General features: G+C 66.6%; 23 protein-coding genes. 15 read left to right on the top strand and 8 right to left on the bottom strand.

Going from position 1 to position 15,417, the window contains the following annotated elements; translation table 11 throughout:
- Positions 1-105: 105 nt before the first annotated feature.
- The 8 genes from QZY44_RS20370 to QZY44_RS20335 form a co-directional block, all read right to left on the bottom strand.
- Entirely contained in the window at positions 106-351 is a 246-nt protein-coding gene (locus tag QZY44_RS20370) for a hypothetical protein (RefSeq protein WP_295450958.1), read from the bottom strand.
- Between the two features lie 37 nt (positions 352-388).
- Positions 389-718: a VRR-NUC domain-containing protein gene (locus tag QZY44_RS20365; protein WP_295450956.1), complete on the bottom strand. Its 330-nt coding sequence runs from the start codon at positions 716-718 to the stop codon at positions 389-391.
- 7 nt (positions 719-725) lie between these two features.
- On the bottom strand, positions 726-1,589 hold the full coding sequence (locus QZY44_RS20360) for a hypothetical protein (RefSeq protein WP_295450954.1): 864 nt from the start codon (positions 1,587-1,589) through the stop codon (positions 726-728).
- A 656-nt stretch (positions 1,590-2,245) separates the two neighbouring features.
- Positions 2,246-4,678 (bottom strand): virulence-associated E family protein, encoded by a 2,433-nt coding sequence (locus tag QZY44_RS20355; protein WP_295450951.1) that lies wholly within the window; start codon positions 4,676-4,678, stop codon positions 2,246-2,248.
- 422 nt (positions 4,679-5,100) lie between these two features.
- Entirely contained in the window at positions 5,101-5,325 is a 225-nt protein-coding gene (locus tag QZY44_RS20350) for a hypothetical protein (protein ID WP_295450948.1), read from the bottom strand.
- Positions 5,325-5,525, bottom strand: a complete 201-nt coding sequence (locus QZY44_RS20345; RefSeq protein ID WP_295450945.1) for a hypothetical protein — start codon at positions 5,523-5,525, stop codon at positions 5,325-5,327. The genes QZY44_RS20350 and QZY44_RS20345 overlap by 1 nt, the downstream gene beginning before the upstream one ends.
- A gap of 2 nt (positions 5,526-5,527) precedes the next feature.
- Entirely contained in the window at positions 5,528-5,737 is a 210-nt protein-coding gene (locus QZY44_RS20340) for a hypothetical protein (RefSeq protein ID WP_295450942.1), read from the bottom strand.
- Between the two features lie 32 nt (positions 5,738-5,769).
- A complete protein-coding gene (locus tag QZY44_RS20335; RefSeq protein ID WP_295450939.1) occupies positions 5,770-6,030 on the bottom strand; it encodes a YdaS family helix-turn-helix protein in 261 nt (86 codons plus the stop codon).
- 112 nt (positions 6,031-6,142) lie between these two features.
- Between QZY44_RS20335 and QZY44_RS20330 the strand changes: the two genes are divergently transcribed.
- The 15 genes from QZY44_RS20330 to QZY44_RS20260 all read left to right on the top strand — a co-directional run bounded on the left by QZY44_RS20330 (position 6,143) and on the right by QZY44_RS20260 (position 15,304).
- Positions 6,143-6,349, top strand: a complete 207-nt coding sequence (locus tag QZY44_RS20330; RefSeq protein ID WP_295450934.1) for a hypothetical protein — start codon at positions 6,143-6,145, stop codon at positions 6,347-6,349.
- Positions 6,350-6,359: 10 nt separating this feature from the next.
- Entirely contained in the window at positions 6,360-6,482 is a 123-nt protein-coding gene (locus QZY44_RS20325; protein ID WP_295450929.1) for a hypothetical protein, read from the top strand.
- Positions 6,479-6,676: a hypothetical protein gene (locus QZY44_RS20320; RefSeq protein ID WP_295450927.1), complete on the top strand. Its 198-nt coding sequence runs from the start codon at positions 6,479-6,481 to the stop codon at positions 6,674-6,676. Before QZY44_RS20325 ends, QZY44_RS20320 begins: the two co-directional genes overlap by 4 nt.
- Positions 6,673-6,879, top strand: coding sequence for a hypothetical protein (locus QZY44_RS20315; RefSeq protein ID WP_295450924.1), 207 nt, complete (start codon positions 6,673-6,675; stop codon positions 6,877-6,879). Before QZY44_RS20320 ends, QZY44_RS20315 begins: the two co-directional genes overlap by 4 nt.
- A 12-nt stretch (positions 6,880-6,891) precedes the next feature.
- Complete coding sequence (locus tag QZY44_RS20310) at positions 6,892-7,128, top strand: hypothetical protein (RefSeq protein ID WP_295450921.1); 237 nt, start codon at positions 6,892-6,894, stop codon at positions 7,126-7,128.
- 18 nt (positions 7,129-7,146) lie between these two features.
- Positions 7,147-7,554 carry a hypothetical protein gene (locus tag QZY44_RS20305; protein ID WP_295450918.1) on the top strand — a complete coding sequence of 136 codons (408 nt, stop codon included), beginning with the start codon at positions 7,147-7,149 and terminating at the stop codon, positions 7,552-7,554.
- Positions 7,551-8,711, top strand: a complete 1,161-nt coding sequence (locus tag QZY44_RS20300) for a DUF2800 domain-containing protein (RefSeq protein ID WP_295450915.1) — start codon at positions 7,551-7,553, stop codon at positions 8,709-8,711. The genes QZY44_RS20305 and QZY44_RS20300 overlap by 4 nt, the downstream gene beginning before the upstream one ends.
- Before the next feature lie 14 nt (positions 8,712-8,725).
- The gene (locus QZY44_RS20295; RefSeq protein WP_295450912.1) at positions 8,726-9,304 is read left to right on the top strand and encodes a DUF2815 family protein; all 579 of its coding nucleotides are present in this window, start codon (positions 8,726-8,728) and stop codon (positions 9,302-9,304) included.
- Positions 9,305-9,406: 102 nt separating this feature from the next.
- Positions 9,407-10,075 (top strand): BRO family protein, encoded by a 669-nt coding sequence (locus QZY44_RS20290; RefSeq protein WP_295450908.1) that lies wholly within the window; start codon positions 9,407-9,409, stop codon positions 10,073-10,075.
- Positions 10,076-10,281: 206 nt separating this feature from the next.
- Complete coding sequence (locus QZY44_RS20285) at positions 10,282-10,758, top strand: hypothetical protein (RefSeq protein ID WP_295450906.1); 477 nt, start codon at positions 10,282-10,284, stop codon at positions 10,756-10,758.
- A 96-nt stretch (positions 10,759-10,854) separates the two neighbouring features.
- Positions 10,855-11,355 (top strand): hypothetical protein, encoded by a 501-nt coding sequence (locus QZY44_RS20280; protein ID WP_295450903.1) that lies wholly within the window; start codon positions 10,855-10,857, stop codon positions 11,353-11,355.
- Positions 11,356-11,416: 61 nt separating this feature from the next.
- Complete coding sequence (locus QZY44_RS20275) at positions 11,417-13,378, top strand: DNA polymerase (RefSeq protein ID WP_295450900.1); 1,962 nt, start codon at positions 11,417-11,419, stop codon at positions 13,376-13,378.
- 2 nt (positions 13,379-13,380) lie between these two features.
- Positions 13,381-14,748, top strand: a complete 1,368-nt coding sequence (locus QZY44_RS20270; protein ID WP_295450897.1) for a DEAD/DEAH box helicase — start codon at positions 13,381-13,383, stop codon at positions 14,746-14,748.
- A gap of 62 nt (positions 14,749-14,810) precedes the next feature.
- On the top strand, positions 14,811-15,095 hold the full coding sequence (locus QZY44_RS20265) for a hypothetical protein (protein ID WP_295450894.1): 285 nt from the start codon (positions 14,811-14,813) through the stop codon (positions 15,093-15,095).
- 17 nt (positions 15,096-15,112) lie between these two features.
- Entirely contained in the window at positions 15,113-15,304 is a 192-nt protein-coding gene (locus QZY44_RS20260; RefSeq protein WP_295450891.1) for a hypothetical protein, read from the top strand.
- The last annotated feature ends 113 nt before the right edge of the window (positions 15,305-15,417 follow it).

Raw genomic sequence — 15,417 nt, 5'->3', positions numbered from 1 at the left:
GCCAGTTTCACGCTGCCGCCCAAGCGGTAACGCCAGAGCTTGCCTCTCCACGCGCTTTCGCATTTTTAGGTGTTGCCGTTCCCGCCCTACCGGCGGTACCCACCATCAGCGATCCCCCGCGTCAGGCGGTCCGTCGTCGCCCAAACCAGGGGGTGAGTCCGCTTCGCGGTCCAACGCGAAGGACACGTCCGCGGGGTCCGGGACCACCCCGCCCTGGACGCGCTGCAGGGCCAGCCGCCGCAGGCGCTCCCACGCCTCGCGCATCTGGGGTGATGCCGGCCCACAGCCGGCTGCGTCCAGGTGGAGGCAGTCAGCGTAGGCGGCGGTGAGCGTCAACGCACTCTCGGTCATCAGGCATACCTCGGTTGCTGGGGTGATACTAGCACAGCTATTTCTTGCGCGCGCACGAAGACGTCGACGCCGCCTCGGGGGCCACCGAGGCCACCAGCGCCTGCGCCGCCGCGCGGCTATCCACCACCGCCACCTCCACGCCCAGGGCCGCCAGGGCCGCCAGGACGCGCGCCTGGAGCACGGTGGGGCGTTTGCCGGGGGCTTTGACTTCGACCCCGATCACGCGCGCCGGGGCGCCCGGCAGGATCACCAGACGATCGGGCACACCGGGGCGCCCGGGCGAGGACCACTTGTAGGCGATGCCGCCGGCCGCGCGCACGAGCGCGGCCAGGTGCTGTTCGATCGCGCGCTCGGGGCCGGTGCTCATGGCGCGCTCACCAGGGCTCGCGCAGGGGCGCCAGGTAGGCGTAAGCCGTCTGGGCCAGGGTATCCGCCCACCCAACCGCATCCCCCAGGGATTTGAAGCCGTAAATCGGCTCGTAGGAGGCGTCCGTCGTGAACGGCGGCTCGCGCCGCCCGCGGACGCCCCGGTAGCCCGGGCACAGCGGCGTCAGCCGCGCATACAGGCCGCGCTGCTCCTGCGGGGTGTAGGCGCCGGGCACCAGCCAGTCGAAGGTGACGCTCAGGGGCCGCGCGGCGTCCACCACGATCGCCGGCAGGCGGCGCCGGTCCATCTGCCGGGCGTAGGCGGCCCGGCCTGGTGGGCCGTCCAGCGTGCGCTTGGCGCGGGGGGCGCTGTGGCTATGCAGCACCGCGCTATCCGTGAGCACGCAGGACGCGGGCAGTACGCAGCGCAGATCGGACGCCACGGCGAGCAGCCCGGCCGCGGCGGGCGCGGGCGCGAGCGCGACGACCGCGGGCGGGGGCGTTGGGGCGGGGGGGCCGCGGGTGTCGCCGATGACCGGGAACACCGCGTCTTGGACGAAGTGATACAGGCGCAAACAGGTGCCGGCCTGCGGGCGCAGCGTCAGGAGGGTGGCCGCGGGCGCCGAGACCAGCCACCCGATCCCGGGGCGGTGGGCGAGATGCCACGGACCCAGCCGCGCGGTGATGTCGGCGAGCGCCCGGTGGAACGTGATACGCGCCTTCATGGCGTCCAGCAGGTCGTACAGGTTGAACCAGGGGCGGGCGTCGAGGTTGAAGACGCGCAGGCGCCGCCCCTCGAACCGGGGGGTCTCCAGAGGAGGCGCCACCGGCACGGTGGCCGCGGCGCGGGTGGTGGAAGGTGCCGGTGTCATGGCGTGGGGCTCGCTGCGGGTAGGCGCGGGGGCGCGGGTTGGATTAGTTTAGCTAATTGGTCGAGATACGCAAGTCGAAGCGTTCGCTGCCGCGGGGTCTGTAACGGTAACGTTGTAGCACGTGGCTTTCCTGACCCCCTCGGATTCAGCGTTTTCCTTCTATTTGTGTACTAGACCATAGAATATATAAGTAATATAGATGCCTAATTGAATTTACTACCAACCTAATAATCCTAAAGTAACAAGTTACAATATTTATAAATATAAGATAATAAAAGAAAATAAGAGGAAATCCCCGTAACAAAAACGTAACTTTTAGCGTAACCCGGTTATGCCCCACCTGTGCACCTAATCCACATGAGAAGCAGCAATCGGGGGCTATTGGCGGTTACTCGGTTACAAACCCCCCTCTTCCGTAACTTCGGCCCCTCGGCCGCCCCGCCGCCCCCCGGCGTGGCCGCCCCCGCGGCCATGCCCCGCAAGCCGCCCCTAATCCATCGGATAAACCGAAATCTTGGCTCTTGGTGGTTACATGGTTACGCCCTTTTTTTCGTAGCCCCGGCCCAAAGGCCGCCCAAACGACGCCGGGCGGCCCCACTCCGAGCCTATCCGGCTGGGGTGGGGCCGCCCGGAGGCGCCACGGCGGGGCGGGGGGCTTAGAACGGCACGTCGTCGCAGCCCGGTTCACGCTCCAACACGACCTTGCTGAAGCCCCGTACGACCTGGCTCCCGCCATAGACGGGGTGCCGGATCGGGCCATAGCGCCACCCCTCGATGTGCCGTAGCGCGTCGTTGATGCGCCGAATCTCAAAGGGCGGACACAGGCTCTGTTTTCCGCCCAGGCACTCAACCCAGACCTCCCGGGCGCAGACTCGGGACCGGGGGGTCAGCGGACCGTCGTAGGGGAACCCCCCGTGGATGTACGTCTGTTGCTGTGACTCCGGCCACTCGTACCAGCCCATCGGGATGGGTTTCTCCAGCCACGCGCGGATCACCCCCTCTAGGCCATCATCACTGCGGTGTTGGGCCTGCACCAGCGCCGCTTGCTGCTCCAACTCCGGCGTGAGCACGTGGACTTCGCCGTCCGCGTACATGCAGACCGCCTCGGCCCACAGCTGGTCGCGGACGGCGTTCAGCTCTGGCGCCCAGACCTGCACGGGCCGCTCACTCGTCACGACCACCGGCCAATAGCGCCGCTCGCCCGTCGGATCGACCAGTGGGGCGACGTCATTGGTGGTGCCGAAGAACACGCATTGACGCGGGTAGCTGCGCACCCGCCGGCCGTAGGCCTCGCGGTAGCGGTCGGTGCCCTGGGTCAGGAAGCGCTTGACCGCCTCGACATCGCTCTTGCGCGTGGCACTCAGCTCGGCCACCTCCACGAGCCACGCGCCGCGCAGGGCCTCGTAGCCCTCTTTGCCGTGCACACTGAAGAGGCTGTCAGACGCCCAAGGGCCGCCCATCACCTGCACCAGGGTCGACTTGCCCGTGCCCTGGCCCCCGATGAGCAGCAGCATGTAATCCGCCTTGCAGCCGGGCGCCATGATGCGGGCCACCCCCGCGATGAGAAGCTTGCGGCTGACCGCGCGCACGTAGGGGCAGTTCACCGCGCCGATCGAGTCGATGATCCAGGTATCGAGACGGGGAACCCCGTCCCAGGTCAGGCTGGTGAGATAGCTGCGCACCGGGTGCACAGCTTGGGCGGCGAGGACCTGGGAATGGGCGTCCGCGAGCGGTGCCATATGGATCGGGACGCGCCACGTGTGCTCCAGGTAGCAGCGCAGCCCCGCGTCATCGGCGTCCACCCATTCCCGCTCGCCCGGGTGCTCCTGCCAGGGTAGGTTTCCGACGGCGCAGGGGGCATCCAGAAACAGGTTGTGGCGCATCCGCCGGCGCAGCCGCTCGTCATGGGTCAGGATGAGCGCATAGTTGGCACGTGTGGGGAGGATCTGATTGCGCCGATCCAGCTCCAGCTGGGTCTGCCAACTCTCGTCCGGCGGCCCCGCGTCAACGGGTGCGAGCACGGCCCGCCCACCGAAGTCGGCCGCCGCGGCGGCCATCCGGTCGGCGACCAGTTGGTGCTTGATGGCATCGAGACCCCGCGCCCAATCCTGCATGCCGACGGTCGAGGGGAGCCGATTGACCGGGGTATCCGCAGGCGCCTTCTCATCCTCGTGTCCGAAGCGATGCAGCCGCACCACGTCCCAGGCGTTGCAGAGCCGCCCCGACACCGGGTCGGTGCCGTGGTGGGAGTAGACCCACTTGCCCTCATAGACGACGACCCCGCCGGCTGACGACCCGGCGGTGTAGGTGTAGCGGTCGGCGCCCGGCCCCGGCGTATAGACATCGCCTAAGAACTCGCGGATCGCCTCGTGGATGCCCCAGCGCCGGCAAAAGGCGCCGATCAGACCGGGCTTCTCAGTGGGGTCACCGGCGTGTTTGACCTCGTGCTGGAGGTGCCGGTTGAAGGTCGTCGGGACCGGCCAGCGGCTGGCGTCGCGCCACGCCTCAGGGCCGCCGTAGGCCGCCCGGATCACGTCCGGATCGAGCCACGGGGCGTCCCCGAACCGGCTCAGGAAGGGCGCATCCTGCGAGCATGAGGGCCAGTAAAACAGCCGGTGTGGCTCGTGGGTAGTATCGTCCCACTTCTCGATCCCCAGCTGCGCCGCGACCCAGCGGCTGATCGCCTGATACTCGTCCCCGGTCACCGGCCGGGACAGCGGGATCAGCACGCGCAGGCGGTAGCCCTTGAGCCCCCCGGTATGCTTGTGGGTGCTGTAGAGCGCCCAGGCGTAGGGGGCCACGTTCTCCAGCTCGAAAACCAGCTCGGGGTCGGCGTAATCGCCGTCCAGGCTCAGCAGGGTGCGGGTCAGGACCGCCTTGGCGACGCGCCGCGGCCCGGCCAGCGTCCCGCCGACGAAGCCGCCGATGTCCTTGATCTCGTCCTGCTTGGATTTTGGCATCGCCAGGTATTCGGCCTGGGTCTCGGCGGTACGCGTCACCTCGCAGATGCGCGCGACCAGCCGCGACCACGGCACGGTCTTGGCGAGCCAGTTCACGCAGAAGCGGCTATCGCCGACGGAGATTTGCACGGGCCCGTCGTGCAGGAGCGGCGCCCGGGCGGGCATTGAGACGACGTTCGTTTTTTGCCCTGGGGATAGACTCCCCAGGACACCGTGTGATAGAATTTGCGGTATCACTAGATGCTCTCCGGTTGTGTGCGGCTGGTGAGTCAACGCCCGGGGCAGTCCCCCCGGGCGTTGACATGTGGTTTCGAGGAGAACGCCGATTTGGTCGGCGCGATCAATGTTCTAAGGGCGGGACACGCCCGGTTAGCCTGCGGAGATACTTCGCTCATTGGAGCGTCGGCCCAGGAACCCGCCGAAGCGACTATTCGCGAGCTTGCTTGCGCGTAGCGCCGTAGGAATCGCCGTCCTTCAGGTCGGCGAGGATGTCAAATGTGGGGGCGCGTTAGGGCGCGCCGAATCGGTTTCTCCTCCTGCGATACGTGGGTTTAGCCCCGCGGGTCCCCCGCTCGGGGGTACCGGGTGGCGCGGTGCTCCGCCCGCTCCTGGCACTCGATGCAGCGCCCATAAGGCCGCCGGTGCGGCGCCAGCGCGTCGCCACAGTCTTGGCAGTGGGTGCCGCGCAGGGACCGCCCCGGCCCGCGGGCCACCCGAATCGCCTCCTCCAGCGTGCGCTCGATCATCTCTTGGGCGCGGTCGGCGTCATCGGCCATCAGGGCGCTCCTATCAGCGCCGCCCGGCTGTCGCCGTCCAGCCGCGCGTGGTGGCGCTGGCGCGGCAGCAGGCAGCCCTCGCCCATGGGGGTGGTCAGGCGCTCGCAGTGGCCGTGGTCGCGCGGCCCTTGCAGGGGCGCCACCCAGGCGCGGCACTGGGCGCACGCACCGGCCGCCCTGGGTGGTGGAAGGTCAAACACCGTCAGTACTCCCCCAAGCTCCCGTGGATTCCCAAACGCGCTGCGCGCGTGGCGGCTACTTTTATGGCGTAGAACCGTCCCAGCAGGGATTCTTCGAGATAGCGCGCGGCCAGGGCGCTGTCGGGCAGCCCTTCCACCTCGGCCAGCAGGCGCAGCACGCCGCGGGCTTCCTCACACAGGCGGAGGTGGAGATCGGGTTTGGCGAGGCTCATTGGCGGGGCTCCAGGCACAGAAAAGCCGCCTCTCAGGTGCCCGGAAGGCACCCCAAGGGCGGCAAAGGGGCGCCGCCGGGCGCCCGCGGGCAGAACAGTGGTGCCAGGTCTTGGCGCATCTCCTGGGCGGTGACCTGGCCGTCCGTGGCCTGCTCGATATCGAGCAGGCGCTCCGCGGGGACGCGCACCCGGTTGCAAAGCCAATGCGCCACGGTGCCCTGGGAGACGTGGAGTTTCTCGGCGAATGCCGCCTGGGTGGTGGATGTGGTCTTCAGGTACGTGCGTAGGTCCATGCTTGGACATATTAGCTGGGAGATTGCTTTAGTCAATAGCTGAGCGGGTGGAAGTTTAGCAGGCAAACTATTAATCTTCTCCTGCCCAGCCAGGATCAACGCAGATACACCGATGACGGGCTGCACCCAGGGGAACGTCGGGCAGTATTTGAACGGGCATATCCCGCTCAACACCGACGCCGTCACCTTCTTTGCCTGCCGGGAGGCGCTGGACGTGCCGGTGGGCTGTTTTCGTGCGGTGAAAAAATATATTAGCCCGGATATTGACTCCAAAAATAGCTGGGGCTACTATATAACCACACCAACGCCAAACCGCTAAACACCACACCATGAACATGAACCTCGGGACCCTCGAAACCCTGGTCGTGCTGACCGTCTGGATCGCCGCCCTGTTCCCACTGCTCGCCCTGGCCGCGGGCCTGTCCGACCTCCTGGTGGAGGCGCGGCCATGAACCAACCCGCCCCGCGCACCGAGTATTGCGAGGGCATGTTCGTGGGCACCCCCCGGGCACTGAGCTACCGCGCGATCCTTGGGACCCTGCCCCTGGACGCGGCCCTGCGCCAGATCCCCCGCGAGGCCGCGCGCAAGATCGACTACCTGCTCGCGGACGCCTTGATCGGCGTTACCGCGGAGCCGCGGCCATGACCCCGCACGACCTCCTCGCCTGCCAGGAAGAGCACGTCAGCGCCTATATGTGTCGGACCCGCTTGGCCGCCGCCTGCCGCCGGCGCCCGGACAACCTGGCCTTGGGCGAGGCGTATGCCGAAGCCCTGGCCGCGCAGGCCAGCACCGCAGCGGCCCTGATCCAGGCCCTACGCCTGGCGACCGCCCGCACCCGCGCCGCTTAAGGGGGTCCGCACATGCAACGTCTGTACATCCCCGACCACATCGCCCTGTCGCGGGTCACCGCGGCCTTGGCTTACGCGGGCCTTGCCATCGACTCGGCGCGTGACGCCGACGGCGGCCACCACGTCATCGAGACCGTCCGGTACTGCGCCGCGCCCGCCTGCAATCAAGTGGCCGCGTTCGCCCACGCCGACCGGCTGCTGTGCCCCGGCTGCTACCTGCGCGCGATGCGCGACGCCGCCGCCCTTTAACCCAGGAGACCATTAATCATGACCATCGAGACCGATCTGACCCGCATCGCCGAGGCCCTGGAGCGCCTCGTCGCGCTGGGGGAGGTGGCCACCGCCCGGCCGCTGGCGGGCATGACCACCGGCACGCCGAGTGCTGCCACCACGACCGTGACGCCGCCCGCGCACGCCGCGGCAACCCCGCAGACCTCCCGGGCGGACACTGAGGCCGCGCCCGAAGCGCAGCAAACCGCCGCCCCTGAGCCCGAGCCCGCCGACAAAATCACGCTGGAGGTCCTGCGGGCGAAATTCCGCGACCTCTCCAGCCGGGGGAAGCGCGACCAGCTCATGGCCATCATCGCGGCCTACGGGGTCGATCGGTTGCCATTGATTGCGGAGCAACACTACCCCGCCGTCATGCGCAGCGCCGCGGCGCTGGAGGCCGCATGAGCGCCCACGCTCGCCTGAGTTGCTCGGGCGCCCATCGCTGGATTCCCTGCCCCGGGTCGGTGCGCCTGGAGGCGACCCAGCCCGACCAGACCAGCACGTATGCCCAGGAGGGCAGCGCCGCGCACATGCTGGCCGAATGGTGCTGGGACCACGACGTGGCCGCGGCGGATGCCCCTGACGCCGTGGCCGCCGCCTGCGGGGCCGCGTGGACCACGGACATGCGCCTGGCGGTCCAGGTCTACCTCGACTACGTGCAGGGCATGATCGGCCCGGACACCGCCTGCTACGTCGAACAGCGCCTGGACCTGCGCCAGTGGGTACCCGAGGGATTCGGGACCTCGGACGCGATCCTGGTCGGGGGTGGCGTCCTGCGGTCACTCGATTACAAGCATGGCGCCGGCGTGCGCGTCGATGCCAACGCCAACCCGCAAACCCGGCTGTATGGCCTGGGTGCGCTGCACGCCTTCTCGCCGTTTGAGGATATCAAGACGGTGGAAATGCACATCGTTCAACCGCGCATGGACCATGTCAGCGTCGAGACCCTGAGCGTGGCCGAGCTGCTCGCCTGGGGCGAGGAAGTCAAGCTCGCCGCCCAGCGGGTCGACCAACCCGACGCGCCCCTGGTGCCCGGGGAGAAACAGTGCCGATTCTGCCGCGCCAAGGCCGTCTGCCCGGAGCGCGCCCGGAGCAACCTGGCGGTGGCCCGGCGCGACTTCGCCTCCCCCGGGGAGCCGCCGACGCCGGCACCCGGCACCCTGAGCCTGGCGACGCTGGCCGGGCTACTGCCACACCTGGACGAGCTGACCGCCTGGGCCAAGGACGTACAGGACTACTGCGCGACGCAAGCCCTAGAGGGCCGCCCGGTCCCTGGTTACAAGCTGGTGGAGGGCCGCAGTGTGCGGATGTGGGCGGACGAAGCGAAGACCATCGCGGCCCTGCGCAAGCTCAAATACCCCAAGACCGACTACATCGTGGAAAAACTCATCGGCATCACGGAGGCCGAAAAGCTCCTGGGCGGTAAAAAGACCGCCGCCCCTGTGATGGAACCCTTGACGATCAAACCCCCGGGCAAGCCGACCTTGGTCCCGGAGGCTGACCGCCGCCCGGCGCTAAACACCGCGCAAAACGCCCGCAATGATTTTGCCGAAGCTGCATAAACGAGGAAAATACCATGTCCGCTCAAACCAACACCGCCGCCCTGCTCAAGGTCGTCACCGGCAAATGCCGCGCCTCCTACGTCAACGTCATTGAGCCCCGCCTCAACGAACTCTCAGGGAAAGAGGAATACAGCATGACCGTGCTGATCCCCAAGAACGACAAAAACACCCTGGCCGCTATCAAGGGCGCGGTGGACACCGCCATCGCCATGAAGTGGCCGAGCCGGGTTCCGCAGGGCGTGCAAAAACCCGTCCACGACGGCGACGGCCCCAAACCCAATGGCGGGGATTACGGCCCCGAGTGCGAGGGCCACTACGTGATCAATGTGAAGTCCAGCCATAAGCCCGGGGTGGTCGACGCGCAGTTGAACCCGATCATGAGCCGCGAGGACTTCCAGTCGGGCGACTATTGCCGGGTGTCGCTCAATGCGTACGCCTACGATAACAAACGGATCGGAGTCTCGTTCGGGCTGAACAATGTGCAAGTCCTCGAGAAAGGCGACCCGCTGGGCGGTTCCCGGACCCGTCCCGAGGACGACTTCGGGCCGGCGATGAACAACGCCGCGGAGTTGGATGACGACATCCCGTTCTGAGCGGGTGCGCGCCACGGAGGGCGCATTGCGCGAATCCTCAGCGGTCAGGGTCCGCGCTGACCGGTGGGTTTCCACCAGAGCAAATAGTAATGAGGTATCTCCATGGCTAAAAGCATAACCCCATTTTCCTTCGAGTCCCATCAAGTCCGTGTCCTGACCGACGACCACGGAGAACCGCTGTTCGTCGCTAAGGACGTTGCCGAAGCCCTTGGCTACAAGGACCCGACAACCGCGATCAAGTCCCACTGTCGTGGGGTGCAGGAATTGCACCCCATCCAAGACGCCTTGGGGCGCCCCCAGGATGTCCGCGTCATCCGCGAACCGGACCTGTACCGCCTGATATTCGGGTCCACCTTGCCGAGTGCCCAGGACTTTGAGCGCCTGGTGGTCGAGGACATATTGCCGAGCATCCGCAAGACCGGTGCCTATCGCGTCGGCCAGCCGGTAGCCGACCTGTACGGTCGCGCCGGGACCGACATTAGCGCCCATCGGGTGCGCTGTTACTTCGCGCTGAAAAACTCTGGACAATGGATGACGAATCAAGAACTTGCAAAGTCTGCGAAGGTGTCCGCACGGACGGCCAGGGCGTACACCAAGCTCTTTTGCGATGAGCGGATTGTCGATCGGTTGCGGTTATCGCCGGGCCATCAGTTTCGGATCGCCGGGGGGTATGGGAAGCTCAAGGGTCTGTTTGTCCGCGAGTTGGAGCTTGCGGCCGAAGTGCTTGGAATCCGGGATCAGCCGATGAGGCTGGCTCTGGTGCAGGGCTGAGGAATCCTCAGCGGTCAGGGTCAAGGTCCTGACCGGTGGGTTTCCACCAAGGGCGCGGCACGGCAAGGGCGCCGCAAGGCGCATTCACTCAATAGGTACACAAAATGCAGTCTCTCACTCTCACCCTCATTGGCGAGTCTCCGATGTTGCTCCATTCCGACGTCGGCGCTAACCCGCTCGCGCCCGCGACGGTGGCGCATAAAGCGTTGACGATCAAGCGCAAAAAGGTCGACGAGGACCACATTGCCATCGCTCGCTCTGAGTACATGCTGGCGTTTTATCCCGGGGCCGGCATCGTGATCCCGACCACGAACGTCAAAAGCGCCATCGTTGAGGGGGCCAAATTAAACAAGTTGGGCACCGCCTTCAACCGGTGTTTAATGATCTTGGCGCAGACGACCAAGATCACGCACTCCGGGCCAAGCACCAAAGAGAAGATGTGGGAGAACCCACTCTGTCGCGATTGCCGAGCGGTGAAAGTTGGGACGGCGCGCCTCATGCGCTATCGCCCGATATTGAACGATTGGTCGTTGTCGGTGGAGGTCCTCTTTGATGAGAACATGGCCGAGCGCGCGCAGATTATTACGGCGGCCGAGAACGCGGGGCACTTCATCGGGATCGGCGATTACCGCCCGGCGAAGGGCGGCACCTTCGGCCGGTTTCGCGTGACGAGCAGTGGCTGAGAGTTCTCAGCGGTCAGGGTCAAGGTCCTGACCCGTGGATTTCCGCCCGCGGGGCGTCAATGGGCGCCCGGAACACAACCAACGAGAGCACCCATCATGATTGAGCAACAACCGCGGGACCCGATCTGGCTCCAGGCGGCCCTGGAGGCGGTGGCCGACTTCCGCTACGGCGATCTGATCACTTACGGCTGGCTGCACGAGCACCTTAAGATTTCGGCGCCCGCGGACGTCATGACGGCGGAGCAGTTTCGCGCGCTGTCCTTTGAGACGCTGACCAAAGTTGACGGATTCCGTGATGCGCTGCTGACCAACCATCAGCGTTACCTGAGCAATGTGCGCGGGGTCGGCTATACGATAGTCCCGCCGCCACATCAGACCACAGAAGCCATGACGCTGCTGCAGCGCGAGCTGCATAAAAGCGTCAACAAGGCCGCCGCCGCGCTGGTCCACATTAACGTGCACGCGCTGTCACTGGCCGATGTGCGCGATAACGCGGAGGCCCGGAGTAAGCTCGCCTGGCTACGCACGGTTGGGATGCGCAAGCTCACCGCGCGAGCCAGCGCCGAGACGCGCACCGTAGTGCTTGCGCCGGCGTGAAAATTATCTATACTAATACCCCGACGGCGCTACGCGAACCGAAATGGGTGTGAAAGCCGCCATGACCACGATTCACCTTGACATCGAGACCTATAGCGCCGCCGATCTCCCCGCGGTCGGCGCCTGGAGATATGCCCAGGACGCATCCACCCGCGTTTTGATGGCGGCGTATGCGATAGATGACGCCCCCGTGAAACTCTGGGAGACGCACGCCGGCCCGATGCCGCCAGACCTGCGCCTGGCCCTGGACCACCCGGGCATCCTCAAGGTCGCACACAATGCGGCCTTTGAGCTGGCCGTCCTGAGCACCCTACAGTACATCGAGTTCAGGCCCGAAGAATGGCGCTGCACGATGGTACACGCCATGGGCCTGGGCCTTCCCGGGGGCCTGGGCGCGGTCGCCCGCGAGCTGAAGCTCCCCGAGCAGAAGTCCGACCCCGGCAAGCGCCTGGTGCGGCGGTTTTCATGCCCGCCCGGGCCGACCAAAGCGCAGGCCGCGGCGGGCATCGTCCTACCGCAGCCCGGCCCCGAGGACGGGTCCTGGGGTGAGTTCTGCGCCTACTGCATGCAAGATGTTCGCACCGAGCGCGAAGTCGGCCGCGCCCTGAACGCGCTCCGGCCGCTGCTCAGTTCGCAGTGGGCGTTGTGGGCCATTGATCAGCGCATCAACGCCCGCGGCCTGCCCGTCGATCTCGCGCTGGTCACGGGCGCCATCGCCTGCGACGAGCATAATCGGACCCGGGCCGAGGCCCGGGTCCGGGGGCTGACGGGGGTCGCCAACCCCAACAGCCGGGACCAGATCCTGGCCTGGCTACGCGACGCGGGCGTGGAGCCAGACGACCTGCGGGCGCAGTCGGTCCGCGACCTGCTGAAGGCGGGCGACCTGCCCATGGTCGTGACGCAGGTGCTCGAACAACGCCAGCAGCTCGCGGCCAGCTCGACGGCCAAGTATGACGCGCTGCGCCGTGCTGCGGGTGCCGGCGACCGCGTTCGCGGCGTTTTCCAATTCAATGGCGCGCACACCGGGCGCTGGGCGGGGCGCATCTTCCAGCCCCAGAACCTGCCCCGCGGCATCCTGAAGGGCATCGACGTAGCCACGGCCCGCAGTGTGGTGCGCGAGGGCGACGTCGCGCTTCTCGACGTCCTCTATCTCGACACGAGCAAAGTCCTGAGCAGTTTGGTCCGCTCGGCCATTGCGGCGCCCCCGGGCAAAAAGTTGGTCGTCGCCGACCTGGCATCGATTGAGACCGTGATGGTGGCCTGGGAGGCGGATTCGGAGTACCTCTTGGCCTTGCTGCGCGAAGGCCGCGACCCCTATAAGGATTTTGCTTCGCGCCTCTTCGGGGTGCCGTATGCGGCCGTCACCAAGACGCAGCGAAACCTGGCCAAGCCCGCGGTGCTCGGCGGCGTCTACGGGCTGGGCGCGGTCGGGCTGCAGAAATACGCGACCGGTTTTGGCCTGGTCATCGGCGACGAGGAGGCGAAGAAGCACGTGCAGGTCTTCCGTGACGCCTATGCCGACATCCCGATCCTGTGGGAGCGGCTCACCCGGGCCGCGTTCAGCGCGGTGCGGACCCCGGGGACGCCCTACCCTGCCGGGCGGTGCTGCTACCAAGCATCCCGGGGCTACCTCTGGTGCAAGCTCCCAAGCGGGCGCTGCATCGGCTATCGCGAGCCACGCGTGCAGGTGGACGAGACCCAGTGGGGGCCGCGCGAGCAGTTGAGCTATCTAGAGCGCGAGGGCCAGAACATGCGCGTGGCTACGTTCCACGGCAGGCTCCTGGAGAACAACACCCAGGCCATCGCCCGCGACATTCTGGCCGCGGGGCTGGTGCGGGCCGAAGCCGACCCGGGGCTGGAGGTGATCGGCCACGTCCACGACGAGATTCTTTGCCTGGCCAACGAGCACGACCACACGGCCCTGGCGCGCCTGATCACCCACATGACCACGTTGCCGCCCTGGGCCGACGGCGTGCCGCTGGGCGCCTCCGGATGGGAGGGGCCGTACTACAGGAAGGACTGAGCATGCCACCGTTCGTCCCTCACGACTACCAACGCCGCGCCCGCGCCCACGTGCTGGAGACGACGCATTGCGCCCTGTGGATGGAGTGCGGGCTCGGCAAGTCCGCGATCACCCTCTCCGCCATCGAGGCGCTGTTGGACAGTGGCGACGTGCGCCGGGTGTTGGTGGTGGCGCCGCTGCGGGTGGCGCGCTCGACCTGGCCGGCGGAGGTCGTCAAATGGGGCTTCCGGCTGACCGTAAGCGTGGTCACCGGGACGCCCGCGCAGCGCCAGCGGGCTTTGGCAGCGCCCGCGGACGCCTATGTGATCAACTACGAGCAACTGCCCTGGCTGGTGAAGACGTGTGGGAAGCGCTGGCCCTTCGGCATGCTGGTGCTCGACGAGGCCACCAAGGTGAAAAACCGCTCAACCGCCCGCTGGCGCGCCCTCGCCAGCGTGCGCGGGAGGACCGAGCGGATCGTCGAGCTGACCGGCACCCCGGCGCCCAACGGCCTGCTGGACCTCTGGGCACCCTTGGCGCTGCTGGACCGTGGCGCGCGTCTAGGCCGCTCGCTGTCCGCCTACCGGCAGCGGTGGTTCGACTCGGATTTTATGGGCTACACGTGGACGCCCAAGCCGGGTGCGGACGCGCAGATACATGCCGCATTAGCGGACATCTGCCTCACGATGCGCGCGCAGGATTACCTCCAGCTTCCCGACTACTACCCTGTCACGGTCCACGTGGACCTCCCGCACGACAGCCGGGCGTTATACCAGGAGCTGGAGCATGGGATGTTCAGCGCCCTGGCTGGGGTGGACGTGACCGCGACCAACGCGGCGGCGGTTAGTAGCAAATGCCAACAGGTTTGCGCGGGGGCGATCTATCACGACGAGGGCCAGGGCACGTGGACCCATCTGCATGATGCCAAGATCGACGCGCTGCGCGACTTGATGGACGATCAGCACGGCGCCCCGGTGTTGGTCGCCTACCGATTCCGCTCCGACCGCGAACGGCTGCGCGCGGCGTTCCCCGCCGCGGTGGATCTGACCGACGACCCGGCGGTGGTGCAGCGGTGGAACTGCGGCAAGATTCCGCTTCTTCTGGCCTACCCCGGCAGCGCCGGGTATGGGCTGAACCTGCAGGACGGGGGCAATGTGATTGTGTGGTTCAACCCGGATTGGAACCTGGAATACTACCAGCAGTTCAATGCCCGCTTGCATCGACAGGGCCAGACCAAGCCGGTGTTCATATATCACGTGGTGGCGCGCGACAGCGTCGACGAGCTGATTCTTAACCGGCTGGCGACCAAGCGGTCGGTGCAAGACATCCTGATGGAGGCGTTGAAGCTCAGGCGCCCCGGAGAGGGGGCTTGTGTACGGGGGATAGATTAGCTATACTAATACTCGTAGGGTGCGCCATCTACGGCGCAGCCCACCCACCAGAGCAAAAACACATGACCGAGACCGCCACCGTTTACCGCGCCCGCCGTCCTCTGGATGCCGAGGATCGCGCCGACCTGGCACGCGAGCAATTGAGCGAGCAGATCAATGCCGGGACGGTAGCCGCGCTGCGCGACGCCCTCCTGGTGGCGGGCAAGACCCGGGACGCCGGGATGCTCGGGGCCATCGTCGCCGGGTACGCCGAGGATCAGGTCAGCGCAGCCATCCGCCAACGCCCGTATGACGACAGCCGGGAGGGTTTGCTACTGCCCGCGGGGCGCCGTGTTAGGCGCTGCTGACGTATAGGTAATCCAGCATGACATTTTATGAATGGTTTGCGATTCAGAACCATGAACATATTGACGAAATATCGGCGCGCTACGGATGGAACGCGGCCATTTCATCCACTCGTGAACTGGTGTGGAGTGAACGCGGACACTGCGTTACCGATGCTGCCGCGCAGCATCTCGCAGATAAAGTGTGGCGCTTGGAGTCCGTCCGTGATTGATCTAGCTCGGTCCATACCTCGCGTCGATCAATCCTTTCGGGTTCGCGATTCTTCGAGGCCAGTTTCACGCTGCCGCCAAAGCGGTAACGCCAGAGCTTGCCTCTCCACGCGCT

This window comes from uncultured Thiodictyon sp., assembly GCA_903837595.1.
Lineage (GTDB): Bacteria > Pseudomonadota > Gammaproteobacteria > Chromatiales > Chromatiaceae > Thiodictyon.
The sequence above is the reverse complement of the archived record's forward strand: the minus strand, read 5'-3'. Positions and strand labels throughout refer to the sequence as shown.

Bases quoted from the DNA above. Each gene is read 5' to 3' on its own strand.
- QZY44_RS20370 (WP_295450958.1), bottom strand. From the start codon at position 351: ATGACCGAGAGTGCGTTGACGCTCACCGCCGCCTACGCTGACTGCCTC.
- QZY44_RS20365 (WP_295450956.1), bottom strand. From the start codon at position 718: ATGAGCACCGGCCCCGAGCGCGCGATCGAACAGCACCTGGCCGCGCTC.
- QZY44_RS20360 (WP_295450954.1), bottom strand. From the start codon at position 1,589: ATGACACCGGCACCTTCCACCACCCGCGCCGCGGCCACCGTGCCGGTG.
- QZY44_RS20350 (WP_295450948.1), bottom strand. From the start codon at position 5,325: ATGGCCGATGACGCCGACCGCGCCCAAGAGATGATCGAGCGCACGCTG.
- QZY44_RS20340 (WP_295450942.1), bottom strand. From the start codon at position 5,737: ATGAGCCTCGCCAAACCCGATCTCCACCTCCGCCTGTGTGAGGAAGCC.
- QZY44_RS20335 (WP_295450939.1), bottom strand. From the start codon at position 6,030: ATGGACCTACGCACGTACCTGAAGACCACATCCACCACCCAGGCGGCA.
- QZY44_RS20330 (WP_295450934.1), top strand. From the start codon at position 6,143: ATGACGGGCTGCACCCAGGGGAACGTCGGGCAGTATTTGAACGGGCAT.
- QZY44_RS20325 (WP_295450929.1), top strand. From the start codon at position 6,360: ATGAACATGAACCTCGGGACCCTCGAAACCCTGGTCGTGCTGACCGTC.
- QZY44_RS20320 (WP_295450927.1), top strand. From the start codon at position 6,479: ATGAACCAACCCGCCCCGCGCACCGAGTATTGCGAGGGCATGTTCGTG.
- QZY44_RS20315 (WP_295450924.1), top strand. From the start codon at position 6,673: ATGACCCCGCACGACCTCCTCGCCTGCCAGGAAGAGCACGTCAGCGCC.
- QZY44_RS20310 (WP_295450921.1), top strand. From the start codon at position 6,892: ATGCAACGTCTGTACATCCCCGACCACATCGCCCTGTCGCGGGTCACC.
- QZY44_RS20305 (WP_295450918.1), top strand. From the start codon at position 7,147: ATGACCATCGAGACCGATCTGACCCGCATCGCCGAGGCCCTGGAGCGC.
- QZY44_RS20300 (WP_295450915.1), top strand. From the start codon at position 7,551: ATGAGCGCCCACGCTCGCCTGAGTTGCTCGGGCGCCCATCGCTGGATT.
- QZY44_RS20295 (WP_295450912.1), top strand. From the start codon at position 8,726: ATGTCCGCTCAAACCAACACCGCCGCCCTGCTCAAGGTCGTCACCGGC.
- QZY44_RS20290 (WP_295450908.1), top strand. From the start codon at position 9,407: ATGGCTAAAAGCATAACCCCATTTTCCTTCGAGTCCCATCAAGTCCGT.
- QZY44_RS20280 (WP_295450903.1), top strand. From the start codon at position 10,855: ATGATTGAGCAACAACCGCGGGACCCGATCTGGCTCCAGGCGGCCCTG.
- QZY44_RS20275 (WP_295450900.1), top strand. From the start codon at position 11,417: ATGACCACGATTCACCTTGACATCGAGACCTATAGCGCCGCCGATCTC.
- QZY44_RS20270 (WP_295450897.1), top strand. From the start codon at position 13,381: ATGCCACCGTTCGTCCCTCACGACTACCAACGCCGCGCCCGCGCCCAC.
- QZY44_RS20265 (WP_295450894.1), top strand. From the start codon at position 14,811: ATGACCGAGACCGCCACCGTTTACCGCGCCCGCCGTCCTCTGGATGCC.
- QZY44_RS20260 (WP_295450891.1), top strand. From the start codon at position 15,113: ATGACATTTTATGAATGGTTTGCGATTCAGAACCATGAACATATTGAC.